Raw genomic sequence first — 14453 nt, 5'->3', positions numbered from 1 at the left:
TCGTTCCCACGCGGAGCAAGGGAACGGTCAACAAGATGTGCATCCATCCGCTGAATGTCGCTCATCGCAGGAATAAACTTTAAAAGCATGCATGGGCTGACTATGGTGAGGATTGTCTTTGGATCGCCAATAAGAGAACAACCATGAGCCAGGCATTGTTCGATATTCAGCGCGCTGCCGTGATCGGTGCGGGCACCATGGGCCGTGGCATTGTCATGTGCCTGGCCAACGCCGGGGTGCCGGTGCAGTGGGTCGATAACAATCCACAGATGCTCGAGCAGGCGCTGACCGCCGTGGCCGACACTTACGCCCACAACGTGCGTCAGGGGCGGATCGATCAGGCCGAGGCGGATGCACGAATTGCGCGGGTGACGGCGGCTGCCGATTATGCGGCGACCCGCGATGTCGATCTGGTCATTGAGGCGGTCTACGAAAATCTCGAGTTGAAGCAGAAGATCTTTGGCGAACTCGACAGCCTGCTCAAGCCTGACGCAATTCTGGCCAGCAATACCTCGGCGCTGGACATCGACGCCATCGCCGCCGCCACTCGCCGTCCGCAGCAGGTCCTGGGCCTGCATTTCTTCAGCCCGGCGCACATCATGAAATTGCTCGAGATCGTGCGCGGTGTCCAGACGGAGCCGGCGGTGCTCGATGCAGCCCTGGCCCTGGGCCAACGCATGGGCAAGGTCAGCGTGGTCTCGGGCAACTGCCACGGTTTCATCGGCAACCGCATGCTGCACCCCTACGTACTTGAAGCGCGCAAGATGCTGCTGGAGGGCGCTTTGCCTTATCAGGTGGATGCGGCGCTGCAAGGTTTTGGTTTCGCCATGGGGCCGTTCCGCATGTACGACGTGGTTGGCATCGATCTGGAATGGCGCGCTCGGGAACTGGCTGGCAAAGGCCAGGATGCGCCGCAGGTTCAGGTGGACAACCGTCTGTGCGAGCTGGGGCGTTTCGGTCAGAAGAGTGGCGACGGCTACTACCATTACGAACCTGGCAGTCGCCAGGCTGAGCACGATGTGGAAGTCGATGCGCTGGTACTGGAAATCAGCGAAGGGCTGGGGTTTCAGCGTCGCGAGATTGGCCCTGAAGAGATTCTGGAGCGTTGTTTGCTGGCGTTGGTCAACGAAGGGGCGAAGATTCTTCAGGAAGGCATCGCGGCATCGGCGCATGACATCGACCTGGTTTACCTCAACGGCTATGGCTTCCCGGCGGACAAGGGCGGGCCGATGGCCTGGGCGGATCAGCAAGGGTTGGCGGATATTCATCTGCGGTTGTTGCAGCTTGAGACCAAGCAGGGCGATCACTGGGCGCCGGCGCGGTTGATCGGGGAGTTGGTGGCAGAGGGGCGAGGGTTTGCTGACATGTGATTTTATGTAGCGTCTGTGAAGGCCCTTTCGCGAGCAGGTTCGCGAAGGGGGACGACGCGGTTTCACCTTAAACTAGCCGTTCAACCCCAGGAACCAACACTGATGTCCAACCCGATGCCCCAACGCACCGACTATCGCCACTTCCAGCCCATCACCACTCGCTGGCATGACAACGATGTCTACGGTCATGTCAACAACGTCACCTACTACAGTTTTTTCGATACGGCGGTGAACACCTACCTGATCGAAGTCGGCGGTCTGGATATCCATGACGGCGAGGTGGTGGGTTTTGTGGTGAGTTCGGCCTGCGATTACTTTGCGTCTATCGCCTTCCCGGATCGGATCGAGATTGGCCTGCGGGTTGGCAAGTTGGGCAACAGTTCGGTGCAGTACGAGCTGGCGGTGTTCAAGGCTGGAGAAGATGAGGCGTGCGCGGCAGGGCGCTTCGTGCATGTATTCGTGGATCGGCTGTCGAATCAGCCGGTGGCGATTCCTGCCGGATTGCGTGGGGCATTGGAGCGACTGGAGATCTGAGGGCAAAAAAAATCGCAGCCCGAGGGCTGCGATTTTTGGATCTACCGGCAAACGAGGCGATTCAAGCCTCAGTCGCGATAGCGATGGTGATGCTTGCGATGGCCGTAGGCATGGCCACGACCTGGGTGGCCACGGTAGTAGCGACGATCATCATCGTCATAACCACGACGATAGGAACGACGATCATCGTCGTCATTGCTACTGTTGCCCATGTGATTACCCAGCGCGCCACCGAGGCCGCCGCCTGCTGCGGAGCCGATCAGGCTACCGGTGGTGCCGCCCATGCTGCGGCCGACCACGTTACCGCCAGCTGCGCCCAACGCACCGCCAATGGCGGCTTCGCCACGGCTGTGTCTGTCTGCGCCAACTGCGCTACCACCCGCGCCGCCCAGGGCCGCGCCAATGGTTGAACCTGTACTGCCGCCTAACGATTGACCGACGACCGAGCCAAGTACCCCGCCCAATGCGCCGCCCACACCTGCTTCGGTGGTGCCGCCAGCAGACGCGAAGCCACTGACCAGGCCAAGGGACAACAAGAGAATCGAGGAGAACTTCATAGAGGAACCTCAAGGGGATGACGGCGCGATCCTGAGGCTGTGTCGTGGCTGTGACAATAGAAATCCGACGAATAACACGACTTGAACACAATTCTATAAGTTACTGTTTTTTGGGTGGAACTTAAGCGAACTTCACCGGTCTTTAGCTACTTCGGACAGGCCGTTTTTGTGAAAAAAGCGGCCTTTTTTGTGGGCGTTTGGAAAGCTGCTTACCGCCGAAAAATGAGAAGTGAACATCGCCCTGTGGCGAGGGAGCTTGCTCCCGCTGGAGTGCGAAGCGCTCCCAAAACCGGCCAGCACAATATCCCTGACACGCCGGGGTGAATGGTTCTGGGTCTGCTGCGCAGCCCAGCGGGAGCAAGCTCCCTCGCCACAGGGGGGCTTTAAGCCGACTTGGCCATGATCAGCCCAGTCTCACTCGCCGCTTCCAGGCGGATCGCCACAAACTTCGACGTCGGCGTATGGCTGCCATCCCCGGTGCTTTCCAGCGGCACCAGCGGGTTCACTTCCGGATAGTAAGCCGCCGCTTGCCCGGCAGGAATATCAAACGCCAGCAGCGTAAAGCCTTTCACTCGACGCTCACGGCCATCATCCCAGATCGACACGATGTCAGCCTTCTGCCCCGGTTTGAAGCCCAGGCGAATGATGTCGGCCTCATTGACGAACAGCACGTCCCGCTGGCCTTTCACCCCGCGATATCGGTCGTTGAGGCCATAAATGGTGGTGTTGTACTGATCGTGGGAGCGCATCGACTGCATGATCAGGTCTGGCAGCACGCCAGTGGCGCGTGTGCGTTCGTGCACCAAATCTTTGGGCAGGATGTTCGGGCGGAAATTGGCCCGGCCCGACAAAGTGTTCCAGCGGCGAGCACCGGCGCTGTTGCCCAGATAGAAACCGCCCGGGTTCTGGACTTTCTCGTTGAAGTCCCGGAAGCCCGGGATGGTGTCGGCGATCAGGTCGCGAATGCGGCTGTAATCGGCCACCAGCCAGTTCCAGTCCACCGGTTGGTTGCCCAGGGTCGCGGCGGCGATGCCGGCGATGATCGCAGGTTCCGAACGCATCTGGTTCGACAGTGGCTGCAACTGGCCGTTGGAGGCGTGGACCATGCTGAAGGAGTCTTCCACTGTCACCGCTTGGGCGCCTTCGGTCTGGATATCAATGTCGGTACGGCCCAGGCACGGCAGGATCAGCGCCTCTTTACCGTGGGCCAAATGACTGCGGTTGAGCTTGGTGCTGATCTGCACCGTCAGGTCGCAATTGCTCAGGGCCTGGAAGGTACGCTTGCTGTCCGGGGTGGCCTGGGCGAAGTTGCCGCCCAGGCCGATGAAGACTTTCGAGCGGCCGTCGGCCATGGCGTGAATCGCCTCGACCACGTTGTGACCGTTTTCCCGCGGCACCTTGAACTGGAAGCGCCGCTCCAGGGCGTCGAGGAACGCCACCGGCGGACACTCGTTGATGCCCATCGTCCGGTCGCCTTGCACGTTGCTGTGGCCACGCACCGGGCACAGACCGGCACCCGGCCGGCCGATGTTGCCGCGCAGCAGCATCAGGTTGGCGATTTCCTGGATGGTCGCCACCGAATGACGATGCTGGGTAATGCCCATGGCCCAGCACATGATCACGTTCTTGCCTTTGGCATACATGCGCGCCGCTTGCTCGATTTCCACCAGGGTCAGGCCGGACTGCTGGACAATCTGCTCCCATGGGGTGTCGTCGATGGCACCTATGTATTCCAGTACGTTGACCGCGTGTTCATTAAGGAAGTCGTGATCGAACACCGCCGGGTCGCCGGCCTTCTGCGCATCGCGTTCCCATTGCAGCAGGAACTTGGCCATGCCGCGCATGATCGCCATGTCGCCGCCCAATGCCGGACGGAAGTACGCGGTGTTGGTCGGCTTGTCGCCGTTGGTGAGCATTTCCAACGGATGCTGCGGGTGCTGGAAGCGTTCCAGGCCACGCTCTTTCAACGGGTTGATGCACACCACCTGAGCGCCGCGTTTCACCGCTTCGCGCAGCGGTTCGAGCATCCGCGGGTGATTGGTGCCAGGGTTCTGGCCCCAGACGAAAATCGCATCGGCGTGTTCGAAGTCGTCGAAGGTCACCGTGCCTTTGCCGACGCCAACGCTCTGCGCCAACGCAACACCGCTGGCTTCGTGGCACATGTTCGAGCAGTCGGGGAAATTGTTGGTGCCATAGGCGCGCACGAACAACTGATAGAGGAACGCCGCTTCGTTGCTGGCACGGCCCGAGGTGTAGAACTCGGCCTGGTTCGGGCTCGACAGCCCTTGCAGGTGTTTGCCGATCAGGGCGAAGGCGGCTTCCCAGCTGATCGGTTTGTAACGATCGGTTTCGGCGTCGTAGCTCATCGGCTCGGTCAAACGGCCCTGGTACTCGAGCCAGTAGTCGCTCTGCTCCAACAGGGCGCTGACACTGTGTTTGGCGAAGAACGCGCTGTCGACACGGCGTTTGGTCGCTTCCCAATTCACCGCTTTGGCGCCGTTCTCGCAGAACATCACCATGCCCTTTTCCGGAGAGTCGCCCCAAGCGCAACCTGGGCAGTCGAAGCCGCCGTTCTGGTTGGTCTTGAGCATGATGCGCAGGTTTTTCAGCGCATTATCGCTGGTCAACCAGGCGTGAGCGACGCTGATCAGCGCGCCCCAGCCACCGGCCGGGCCTTTGTAAGGCTTATAACGAGGGGTTGGTTTCTGGTCGGCTTGTTGGTGTTGGCTCACGCTTGATTCTCCGTCGCAGGGCTGTAGACCCGCGGCGCACTTTTCTGCGGCAGGTGGATGAGATTGAGGTTGTGTCGGCGGGCCCATTGCACGGCAAGGCCCGTGGGCGACGACAGGCTGACCAGGGTCTGGATGCCGGCGCGCAAAACTTTCTGGATCAGTTCGAGGCTGCAACGGCTGGTGACAATCGCCAGGCCATCGGTGGTCGGGATTTTCTGGCGGATCAGCCCGCCGATCAGCTTGTCGAGGGCGTTGTGCCGGCCGATGTCTTCGCGGCCCAGCAGCAATTCGCCATTGCCGTTCATGAACACAGCCGCATGCACCGCTCCGCAATGCTGGCCCAGAGGCTGGAATTCGCCGATGCGATGGCGCAGTCCGTCCAGCCATTCGGCCGGAGGCAGTGGGGCGCCGGGCAGTACTTTGAGATCGGGTAGCGCTTGCTCCACCGCTTCCACGCCACAGAGCCCGCAACCGCTGGTGCCGGCCAATTGCCGACGCTGCTGCTTGAGGTTCCAGAAGGCGCGGTTGGCGATAGTCACTTGCGCGTATTGCGCCGACCCCGAGCCGCTGAGTTGCAAGTCGTAGATGTCTGAAGCGTCTTCGATGATGCCGCTGCCGAGGCTGAAGCCGACAATGAAGTCTTCAAGATCTGTCGGCGTCACCAACATGACCGCCTGGCTGATGCCGTTGTAGGCGATCGCCAACGCGACTTCCTCGGCCAGCGCGGTGCTGGCCGATTCGGAATATTGAAGATCGCAGTAACTGTATGTCTGGCTTGCGGCGGGCGCTGGCGTTTCAAGAGCAGGCGCCGCGCGGGCAGGGCGCTTGGCGTTCATTAGGCATCACCGACGGTTTGGTAGCTTTAAGCCTAGGCGCGTCAACATGTCGCGTCTAATTGCTATTACTGATCTGTCGATAGATGAGGTCGATCAAGAGCCCGTCAGTGATTGCTGATAAATCGTGAAACAGGCTTCTGCGAGCGCCGAACGCGGTGCGCTGCGACGCATGATCAGCCCCAGCCGTGCAAGGGTTTGGGCGCTTTCTACCGGTTGCAGGCGCAAGTGATCGGTGAGGTTTTCGAGGCCACTGTCCAATGGCATCACCGCACAGCAGAGGCCGCCGTGTACCGCTTGTAACAATTGGTGCACCGCGTCGGTTTGCAGCAACGGCTGTGGGGTCAGGCCACGGCTGTGGAAGTTATGGTCGATGGATTGGCGAAAATGCATGCCGCTGGTGAGCATGCCCAGAGGCAGTTCGATCAGCGATTCCCAGCTCAGCGGCGCCTCGCCGAAACTGAAAAAGCGCTGATCGTAGAGCAGGCCCATACGGGTTTCGCTGAACGCCAGGGAGTCGAAGCGCTCGCCGTCCAGATGCTCCAGGTACGATACGCCGAGGTCCAGACGGTTATTCGCCAGTTGTTCGAGGATCTGTTCGGAACTCAGGGCCGAGAGCTCGAAGCGCAGGTTCGGGTGTTCGGCATGCAGGCGTTGCATCAGCGGCACCGGGTCGAAACTCGACAACGGCACCACCCCCAGACGCAACGTACCCACGAGGTTGCCGCGACAGGCTGCCGCTTCGGCCTGCAAACCGTCGTAGGCCGCGAGTACCGTGCGCGCCCACGCCAGCACACGCTCGCCTGGTGCGGTGAAACCTTCGAAGCGTTGGCCACGGTTGACCAGCGGCAGTTCGAGCTCTTCTTCGAGACTGCGCAGGCGCATGGACAGCGTTGGCTGGGTGATGTGGCAACGCGCGGCAGCCTGGCCGAAGTGCCGGGTTTCGTCGAGCGCGATGAGGAATTTGAGCTGCTTGATGTCCATCTTCGCTCCAGGGCGCGGGCAAGGTGCGTGATTCTACCGCCTGCACGGGGTTGGGTCATTGGTCGGTTGGGAACCGGGCTTTTGAAGGCTGGTCTAGTCTTTGGCGTCTGGAACCCAAATCCCAAGGAGAGCGCACCATGAGTATTTTTAGCTTTGTGAAAGAAGCAGGCGAAAAACTTATTGATCTGCTGACGCCTGGTAATGCCAATGCCAGCGAACAATTGAAGGAACACATCAGCAAGGTCGGCCTGGGTAACCCGAATGTTCAGGCGACCATCGAGGGCGACAAAGTCATCGTCACCGGTGAAGTGGGGAGCCAGGAGGAGAAGGAAAAGATTCTGCTGGCCGTGGGCAATATTGCTGGTGTCGGTAGCGTGGATGACCAAATCACGGTGACCGGGCCGGTGGCGAAGGCCGCTCGCTTCGTTACGGTGAAAAAGGGCGACACCCTCAGCGCGATTTCCAAGGCAGAGTACGGCGACGCCAATAAGTACAACAAAATCTTCGAGGCCAACAAACCAATGCTGTCGCACCCGGACAAGATCTATCCGGGGCAGGTGTTGCGGATTCCTGAGTAACCCGCAGATCTGTGGCGAGGGGGCTTGCCCCCGTTCGGCTGCGAAGCAGTCGCAAGGATTTTGGGGCCGCTTCGCGACCCAACGGGGGCAAGCCCCCTCGCCACAGGCTAGAGCCCTGTGATGAGCTCCCGATAATCCCCCACCGCCGCAAACTCGGCCGTGTCCTTTGGCCCTTTGCGACTGTCCGGCTCACTTACGGCCAACAGATGCGCCACGCCAAAATTGCGAGCACTGCGCAGGATCGGCAAGGTGTCGTCGATAAACAGACTGCGCGCCGGGTCGAAGCCAATGTCGGCCCGCAAGGCATCCCAGAATTGCGGGTTTTCCTTGGCGAAACCGTAATCGTGAGAACTGATCAACCGCTCGAAATACGGCGCCAGTTCAATTCTTTCCAGCTTCAATGACAGTGAGTCGCGGTGGGCGTTGGTGATCAGTACCACGCGCTTGCCGGCTTGTTTGATCGCTGCCAGAAAAGTGTCCGCATCCGGACGCAGGGCGATCAGGTGCGCGGTTTCCAGTTTCAACTCGCGCACTGGCAGTTTCAGCTCGGCGCTCCAGAAATCCAGGCAGTACCACTGCAGCTGTCCGGCATTGCGTTCGAACAGCGGCTGCAATTCCAGCTCCGCCATGGCCTGGCTCACCCCATGCAGCTCGGCATAACGCTTTGGAAGATGCTCCATCCAGAAATGGTTGTCGTAATGCAGGTCCAGCAGCGTGCCGTCCATGTCCAGCAGAACGGTATCGATGTCGTGCCAGGGCAGCAGGGACATAAAAAACTTCTCCAGCGGTAAAAAAGATATCCGAGGTAAACAATCAGGATAGGCCGGGTATAGTAACGCGTTCACGCCAAGGAGCTTTCTATGCGCCAGAAACCCACCGTACTCGCTCGCGAGATCGTCGCCACCAGCCGTTTGTTCTGTGTCGAAGAGCTGAAGCTGCGCTTTTCCAATGGCGTGGAGCGTACTTACGAGCGCTTGGTCGGCAAGGGCGCAGGTTATGGCGCGGTGATGATCGTGGCGATGCTCGACGCGGACCACGCGGTGCTGGTGGAGGAATACTGCGGCGGCACTGATGCCTATGAACTGTCCCTGCCCAAAGGCTTGATCGAGCCGGGCGAAGATGTGCTGGCGGCGGCCGAGCGGGAGCTCAAGGAAGAGGCCGGGTTTGGCGCGCGGCAGTTGGAACATCTGACCGAGTTGTCGTTGTCACCTGGCTACATGAGCCAGAAGATCCAGGTGGTGCTGGCCACTGATCTGTACGAAGAACGTTTGGAGGGCGACGAGCCCGAGCCGATGGGCGTGGACAAGATCAACCTGCGTGAATTGTCGGCCCTGGCGCAGAACCCGCGATTCACCGAGGGCCGTGCCTTGGCGGCGCTATATCTGGCCCGTGACTTACTGACTCAGCGTGGGGTGTTTTTACCGTGAATTCGAATTTTCCCCATCCGTTGATGGCGCCAGTCGTTGAACTGGCTTTGAAGGCGGGCGAAGCGATCTTGCCGTTCTGGCGGGTCAACGTTGCCGTAACTGCAAAGTCCGATGATTCCCCGGTCACGGCGGCTGACATGGCTGCTCACCATGTGATTCTGGCCGGGCTGACGGCGCTGGATCCGAGCATTCCGGTGTTGTCGGAAGAGGACGCCAACATTCCCCAGGGCATTCGCGCCGGCTGGCAGCGCTGGTGGCTGGTCGACCCGCTGGACGGGACCAAGGAGTTTATCTCTGGCAGCGAAGAGTTCACCGTGAACATTGCGCTGATCGAGCAGGGGCGTGTGGTGTTCGGCGTGGTGTCGATGCCGACCAACGGGCGGTTTTATGTCGGCGGTGCCGGGTTGGGTGCCTGGCGTGGCGATAAAGGCGCCGAGCCGTTGCCGATTCAGGTTCGTGAGGTGCCGGCTGCGGGTGAGGCTTTCACGGTGGTCGCCAGTCGTCGGCATTCGAGCCCTGAGCAAGAACGATTGCTCGCGGGGTTGAGCGACAGCTTGGGTGAGCTGCAACTGGCGAACATCGGCAGTTCGCTGAAATTTTGCCTGCTGGCGGAAGGGGCGGCGGATTGTTATCCGCGATTGGCACCGACGTCGCAGTGGGACACGGCCGCTGCCCAAGGTGTGCTGGAAGGCGCGGGCGGTGAAGTGCTGGATTTGAGCGGTGAGCCGTTCTGTTATCCGGCGCGGGAGTCGTTGTTGAACGGGTTTTTCCTGGCGTTGCCGGCCAAGGCGGCTTGGCGGGAGAAGCTGCTGAAACTCGCACGTTCCTGAGTACGCCGTACCCCTGTGGCGAGGGGGCTTGCCCCCGTTGGGCTGCGCAGCGGCCCCAAGTCCAGCCACCGCGAAATATCAGTTACCCCCCATTGTCTGAATGGCGACCGCTGCGCGGCCGAACGGGGGCAAGCCCCCTCGCCACAGGGTTTGCGTTGGCCCTGACGCCTAGCGGTGCAGCACGTACTGCCCCACGAATTTCACCGCATCTTCTTCACTCCCGGCATTCACAATCCGCGAATGCAGTGTCAACCGTGCCCGGCCATAGCGTTGATACATCGCCAGAAACTTCCTCCACACAGCCGCACTCGGTGCCTGGCAAATCGCCGTCGCGTCTGTATTGACCGGTAGTGGATAACTGATCTGTCCTTCCTGAATCACGATGTGCCCGTCTTCGATGATGCCTTCTTCACGCAAGCGCAAATGCAGCCAGCCCCAGCCTGCCAGCACCGCGCCGCAATACAGGCTGCCGCCGAACATGGTGCTCTTGTGATTGACGTTGGCCGCAAGCGGCAGGTGCAGGCGCAGTTGTTGATCGTGCCAGTCGAGCACTTTGAGGCCCATGTCCCGTGTGAGGGGGATGTCGGAATGGAGGATCGATTCCAGGTGACGACTGTCGCGGTTCATTCGCGGGCCTTTTATTTGAAGAGGATGGTTTTACGGTAGCTCAATCAAGGTCGTCGGTGTGGCTGCTGGTACCGCTGTCGGCGAAGTTCAGGCCATGCTTGCGCAGTTTGTCGTGCAAGGTTTTGCGCGGAATGCCGAGCGCTTCGGCGAGGCTGCGCACAGAGCTGTGCGAGCGCGCCAGTTCGGCGGCAATCAGGCTCTTCTCGAAATTCTCGACTTGCTCGCTCAGGCCACCGCTGACCACTTCAACCGTGGTGCCGGCACCGCCATCCGGCGCGTCCAGTGCCAGCTCCAGACCCAGGGCAAAGCGCTCGGCGGCGTTCTGCAGTTCCCGCACGTTGCCTGGCCAGCTGTGACGCAATAGCAGCGCCCGTTGGCCCGGTTGCAATTCGTGGGGCGGCAAGCCGTGGCGGGTGCTGGCTTCGTCGGCAAAATGCTGGAACAGCACCAGCGCATCCTCGCCCCGCTCGCGCAGTGGCGGAATGCGCAACGGCGCGACGTTCAGGCGGTAATACAAGTCGGCACGGAAGCGGCCCTGATCGGCGGATTGGCGCAGGTCTTCCTTGGTGGCGGCGATGATGCGGATGTCCAGCGGGATTAACTGATTGCCGCCCAAGCGTTCGACGACCCGCTCTTGCAGCAAGCGCAGCAATTTCACCTGCACGTCCAGACTCATGCTTTCGATTTCATCGAGGAACAACGTGCCGCCGTTGGCGAATTCGAACTTGCCGATACGGCGCTTCTGCGCGCCGGTAAACGCGCCGGGTTCGTGGCCAAACAGCTCGCTTTCCACCACCGATTCGGCCAGGGCTCCAGCGTTGATTGCCACGAACGGGCCGTTACGCCGACTCGACAAATCGTGCAGCGCGCGAGCCACCACTTCTTTACCCGCGCCGGTTTCGCCGAGGATCAGCACGTCAGCCTTGGTCGCCGCCAGGGCCCCGATCTGCTCGCGCAGGCGCAGCATCGGCGCCGATTGCCCGACCAGTCGAGCGCTCAGCGCGTTGCGATCGCTCAAGGCCAGACGCAAGCTGCGGTTGTCCAGCACCAGCCGGCGCAGGTCCAGGGCACGGCGCACGCTGTCGAGCAGGGCGTCGCTGGCGAAAGGTTTTTCCAGAAAGTCATAAGCCCCGGCGCGCATGGCTTGAACGGCCAGCGGCACATCGCCGTGGCCGGTGATCAGCAGCACGGGCAGCTCCGGGTCCAGGGCGTGAAGTTTCGGTCAGCAGTTCGAGGCCGTCCATGCCCGGCATGCGGATGTCACTGACCACCACGCCCGGCCAGTCGCGCTCCAGTTGCCCGGCCAGGCCTTTGGCTTCAGCAAGCGGCAGGATCTTCAGGCCGGCCAGGTCCAGGGTCTGGCTCAGGGCTTGGCGCAGGTGGGGATCGTCGTCGATCAACACGACCTGGATGCGGTTGTCGATGGTCATGCACTTCGGTCCTCGGACGGTTGCAGGCTCACACCCGGCGCGCCTGCGCGCAGCTTCAGGGTAATCAGGGCGCCGCCTTCCTTGTGGTTGGAGAACGACAGTTCACCACCGAAGGCGCGCATCAGGGTGTCGCAGATCGCCAGCCCCAGCCCAAGCCCCTGAGTGCGGGTCTTGGTGGTATAGAAGGGCTCGCCGGCACGACCCAGCGCTTCCAGGCAGAACCCGGGGCCGTTGTCGCGAATGTACAGGTTGACGCCGTCGGCAGTGGATTCGGCACTCAACCAGAGTTTACGCGGCGGGCCTTTTTCCGTCAGGGCATCAAGGGCATTGGCCAGCAGGTTGCCCAACACTTGGCGCAAGCGGGTTTCCCCGGCCTCGACCCATAGGGTGGCGGCCGGCAGGTCACGGATCAGCTCGACTTCCATGCTCCGTCGGCGCTTGGCCAGCAACGCCAGCGCGTCGTCCAGCGCCGGTTGCAGGGCCACGCTTTCCGGGGCGTGGCGATCACGTCGGGCGAAGGCGCGCAGATGGGCGATGATCGAAGCCATGCGCCCGGTCAGTTCGCTGATCAACTTGAGGTTGCCGCGTGCATCCTCGGTGCGTTGATGGTCGAGCAGCACTTCGGCGTTTTCGGCGTAGCTGCGGATCGCCGCCAGCGGTTGGTTGAGTTCATGGCTGATGCTGGCCGACATCGTCCCCAGCGCCGAGAGCTTGCCGGCCTGCACCAAGTCATCCTGGGCGCGTACCAGTTCCTGCTGGGCATGTTCGCGCTCCAGCACTTCCTGTTTCAGTCGACGGTTGAGGCCTTCGAGGTCGCTGGTCCGTTCGGCGACACGGCCTTCCAGTTCATGGCGGGCCTTGGCTTCGAAGGCGATCCGGTCCAGATAATGGCGTCGGCGTTGCATCATCAGGCCGAGCAGCAGCATTAATACCAGCAGCGTTGCGCCACCGATGGCCACGACCGTGCGTACCGGGCGATCGATCAAGGTGCGCGGCGCAAGGATACTGACGCTCCAGCCGGTCTCTTCGATCTGCCGGGTTTGGGTCAACCAGGCGTTGGCGTCGAGACTCAACGGCTTGGGGTCACGGGTCGGATAGGGTTGAATCGCGGCGACGGCCTTGTTCTCTTCATCACTCAACGGACGGGTCGAGCGAAAGCGCCACTCTGGCCGCGATGTGAGAATGACCACGCCGTTATGGTCAGTCACCAGCAGTTGTTCCGGGGTTTTACCCCAAAGGCTTTCGGTGTGATCGAGGTCGACCTTGACCACCAGTACGCCGATGATTTTTTCACGATCATGCACCGGCGCGGCGAAGAAGTAACCGCGCTTGGCCGAGGTGGTGCCCAGGCCGAAGAAGCGTCCCAGGTGCCCGGCCATGGCTTCGCTGAAATAAGGGCGGAAGGCGAAGTTGCGGCCGACGAAGCTGTCATGTTTGTCCCAGTTGGAGGCCGCCAGGGTCTTGCCGGTGGTGTCCATCAGGTACATCACTTCGGCGCCGGTCTGGGCACTGATGTGTTTCAGCAGGCGATTGGCATTACCTTGAACCACACCCTCATCGGGGGCGCCCAATGTCGCGCGCAGGGCGGGCAGCTCGCCGAGAATCTGCGGCAGCACTTCATAGCGGTGCAGGGTGCCCAGCAGGTTGGCAACATAGAGGTCGAGGGTCTGACGGTTCTGCCCGGCCAGTTCGCTGCGGTAGTAACGCTCGGCCAGATGTTCCAGCGGCCACAGCAAGGGCGCCAGGCACAGCGCGAGCAGGGCCAAGCTGCGCCAGCGGGGTCTGCGGGGGAGAGTCAGTGTCATGAGCATCAAGCGCCTGTGGGTACAGACGCATTATGCCTAGGCTTGCGTGCGCAGTCTGCGCACCCTGGATCAAGTGCGCACTGGCGGTGAAGATTCACACAGGCATTCAGGAAAAGACTTCGGCGTCCTTGAAGAACGCAGCGGACTGATCCTTGGCGGACAGCTTCGGTGCTTCATCCAGTTGCCAGTCAATGCCCAGCTCCGGGTCGTCCCAGCGAATGCTGCGCTCGGCCGACGGGGTGTAGTAGTCGGTGGTTTTGTAGAGGAACTCGGCGAACTCACTCAGTACCACGAAACCGTGGGCGAAACCTTCCGGTACCCAGAGTTGGCGATGGTTGTCGGCGGACAGGCGCACTGCCACCCATTTGCCGAAATGCGGCGAGCTGCGGCGAATGTCCACCGCCACATCCAGCACTTCGCCAGCGGTGACTCGGACCAGTTTGCCCTGAGTGTTCTCCAGCTGGTAATGCAAGCCGCGCAGTACGCCTTTTTGCGAGCGGGAATGGTTGTCCTGAACGAATTGGGTGTTCAGGCCGGTTGCTTCTTCAAAAGCCTTGGCGTTGAAGCTCTCATAGAAGAAGCCGCGCTCGTCACCAAATACCTTGGGTTCGATGATCAGAACACCGGGCAGGTCGGTGGTGACTACATTCATGGTGTTTCTCCGGCAATAGGCATTGATGGCCGACATTCTTACGTAAAGTGGCGGCGGGCGCGAGTGGTGCGGTGGTTCAGGCGATAAAATCCTG

General features: G+C 61.1%; 13 protein-coding genes and 1 pseudogene. 5 read left to right on the top strand and 9 right to left on the bottom strand.

Features of this window, described 5'->3' with window-relative positions; all coding sequences use genetic code 11:
* Window positions 1–143: 143 nt before the first annotated feature.
* Both ACZ9BB_RS22605 and ACZ9BB_RS22600 read left to right on the top strand, forming a co-directional pair.
* Window positions 144–1370, top strand: coding sequence for a 3-hydroxyacyl-CoA dehydrogenase (locus ACZ9BB_RS22605; RefSeq protein WP_476216354.1), 1227 nt, complete (start codon window positions 144–146; stop codon window positions 1368–1370).
* Window positions 1371–1472: 102 nt separating this feature from the next.
* On the top strand, window positions 1473–1904 hold the full coding sequence (locus ACZ9BB_RS22600; protein ID WP_476216352.1) for an acyl-CoA thioesterase: 432 nt from the start codon (window positions 1473–1475) through the stop codon (window positions 1902–1904).
* A 68-nt stretch (window positions 1905–1972) separates the two neighbouring features.
* Here the strand turns inward: ACZ9BB_RS22600 and ACZ9BB_RS22595 are convergent, their stop codons facing one another.
* The 4 genes from ACZ9BB_RS22595 to ACZ9BB_RS22580 all read right to left on the bottom strand — a co-directional run bounded on the left by ACZ9BB_RS22595 (window position 1973) and on the right by ACZ9BB_RS22580 (window position 7010).
* On the bottom strand, window positions 1973–2461 hold the full coding sequence (locus ACZ9BB_RS22595) for a glycine zipper domain-containing protein (RefSeq protein WP_476216350.1): 489 nt from the start codon (window positions 2459–2461) through the stop codon (window positions 1973–1975).
* A 383-nt stretch (window positions 2462–2844) separates the two neighbouring features.
* The gene (locus ACZ9BB_RS22590; protein WP_476216348.1) at window positions 2845–5193 is read right to left on the bottom strand and encodes an FdhF/YdeP family oxidoreductase; all 2349 of its coding nucleotides are present in this window, start codon (window positions 5191–5193) and stop codon (window positions 2845–2847) included.
* Window positions 5190–6029, bottom strand: a complete 840-nt coding sequence (fdhD, locus tag ACZ9BB_RS22585; RefSeq protein WP_476216346.1) for a formate dehydrogenase accessory sulfurtransferase FdhD — start codon at window positions 6027–6029, stop codon at window positions 5190–5192. The genes ACZ9BB_RS22590 and fdhD overlap by 4 nt, the downstream gene beginning before the upstream one ends.
* A 93-nt stretch (window positions 6030–6122) precedes the next feature.
* Complete coding sequence (locus tag ACZ9BB_RS22580; protein WP_476216345.1) at window positions 6123–7010, bottom strand: LysR family transcriptional regulator; 888 nt, start codon at window positions 7008–7010, stop codon at window positions 6123–6125.
* A gap of 137 nt (window positions 7011–7147) precedes the next feature.
* Here ACZ9BB_RS22580 and lysM point away from each other — a divergent pair, with 137 nt between their 5' ends.
* Window positions 7148–7588: a peptidoglycan-binding protein LysM gene (lysM, locus tag ACZ9BB_RS22575; RefSeq protein ID WP_007895228.1), complete on the top strand. Its 441-nt coding sequence runs from the start codon at window positions 7148–7150 to the stop codon at window positions 7586–7588.
* A 107-nt stretch (window positions 7589–7695) separates the two neighbouring features.
* On the opposite strand, the gene yrfG is transcribed toward lysM, so the two are convergent.
* The gene (gene yrfG, locus ACZ9BB_RS22570) at window positions 7696–8358 is read right to left on the bottom strand and encodes a GMP/IMP nucleotidase (protein ID WP_476216343.1); all 663 of its coding nucleotides are present in this window, start codon (window positions 8356–8358) and stop codon (window positions 7696–7698) included.
* A 90-nt stretch (window positions 8359–8448) separates the two neighbouring features.
* Here yrfG and nudE point away from each other — a divergent pair, with 90 nt between their 5' ends.
* Together nudE and cysQ are read left to right on the top strand one after the other, a co-directional pair.
* Window positions 8449–9015 (top strand): ADP compounds hydrolase NudE, encoded by a 567-nt coding sequence (gene nudE, locus ACZ9BB_RS22565; protein ID WP_476216341.1) that lies wholly within the window; start codon window positions 8449–8451, stop codon window positions 9013–9015.
* Window positions 9012–9845: a 3'(2'),5'-bisphosphate nucleotidase CysQ gene (gene cysQ / locus ACZ9BB_RS22560; RefSeq protein WP_476216339.1), complete on the top strand. Its 834-nt coding sequence runs from the start codon at window positions 9012–9014 to the stop codon at window positions 9843–9845. The genes nudE and cysQ overlap by 4 nt, the downstream gene beginning before the upstream one ends.
* A gap of 168 nt (window positions 9846–10013) precedes the next feature.
* Here cysQ and ACZ9BB_RS22555 read toward each other — a convergent pair whose 3' ends face one another.
* From ACZ9BB_RS22555 to rfbC, 4 genes and pseudogenes are all read right to left on the bottom strand, one after another.
* On the bottom strand, window positions 10014–10472 hold the full coding sequence (locus tag ACZ9BB_RS22555) for a YiiD C-terminal domain-containing protein (RefSeq protein ID WP_476216337.1): 459 nt from the start codon (window positions 10470–10472) through the stop codon (window positions 10014–10016).
* A 40-nt stretch (window positions 10473–10512) separates the two neighbouring features.
* Window positions 10513–11902 (bottom strand): annotated as a pseudogene (locus ACZ9BB_RS22550) (sigma-54-dependent transcriptional regulator).
* Entirely contained in the window at window positions 11899–13707 is a 1809-nt protein-coding gene (locus tag ACZ9BB_RS22545; RefSeq protein WP_476216335.1) for a sensor histidine kinase, read from the bottom strand. Before ACZ9BB_RS22545 ends, ACZ9BB_RS22550 begins: the two are co-directional and overlap by 4 nt.
* A 106-nt stretch (window positions 13708–13813) precedes the next feature.
* The gene (gene rfbC / locus ACZ9BB_RS22540; RefSeq protein WP_476216333.1) at window positions 13814–14359 is read right to left on the bottom strand and encodes a dTDP-4-dehydrorhamnose 3,5-epimerase; all 546 of its coding nucleotides are present in this window, start codon (window positions 14357–14359) and stop codon (window positions 13814–13816) included.
* Between the last annotated feature and the right edge of the window lie 94 nt (window positions 14360–14453).

Source organism: Pseudomonas sp. TE3552, assembly GCF_056278945.1.
This window is presented reverse-complemented; position numbering and strand designations above follow the sequence as displayed.

Bases quoted from the DNA above. Each gene is read 5' to 3' on its own strand.
- ACZ9BB_RS22605 (WP_476216354.1), top strand. From the start codon at position 144: ATGAGCCAGGCATTGTTCGATATTCAGCGCGCTGCCGTGATCGGTGCG.
- ACZ9BB_RS22555 (WP_476216337.1), bottom strand. From the start codon at position 10,472: ATGAACCGCGACAGTCGTCACCTGGAATCGATCCTCCATTCCGACATC.
- ACZ9BB_RS22545 (WP_476216335.1), bottom strand. From the start codon at position 13,707: ATGACACTGACTCTCCCCCGCAGACCCCGCTGGCGCAGCTTGGCCCTG.
- ACZ9BB_RS22600 (WP_476216352.1), top strand. From the start codon at position 1,473: ATGTCCAACCCGATGCCCCAACGCACCGACTATCGCCACTTCCAGCCC.
- lysM (WP_007895228.1), top strand. From the start codon at position 7,148: ATGAGTATTTTTAGCTTTGTGAAAGAAGCAGGCGAAAAACTTATTGAT.
- ACZ9BB_RS22595 (WP_476216350.1), bottom strand. From the start codon at position 2,461: ATGAAGTTCTCCTCGATTCTCTTGTTGTCCCTTGGCCTGGTCAGTGGC.
- nudE (WP_476216341.1), top strand. From the start codon at position 8,449: ATGCGCCAGAAACCCACCGTACTCGCTCGCGAGATCGTCGCCACCAGC.
- rfbC (WP_476216333.1), bottom strand. From the start codon at position 14,359: ATGAATGTAGTCACCACCGACCTGCCCGGTGTTCTGATCATCGAACCC.
- fdhD (WP_476216346.1), bottom strand. From the start codon at position 6,029: ATGAACGCCAAGCGCCCTGCCCGCGCGGCGCCTGCTCTTGAAACGCCA.
- yrfG (WP_476216343.1), bottom strand. From the start codon at position 8,358: ATGTCCCTGCTGCCCTGGCACGACATCGATACCGTTCTGCTGGACATG.
- ACZ9BB_RS22580 (WP_476216345.1), bottom strand. From the start codon at position 7,010: ATGGACATCAAGCAGCTCAAATTCCTCATCGCGCTCGACGAAACCCGG.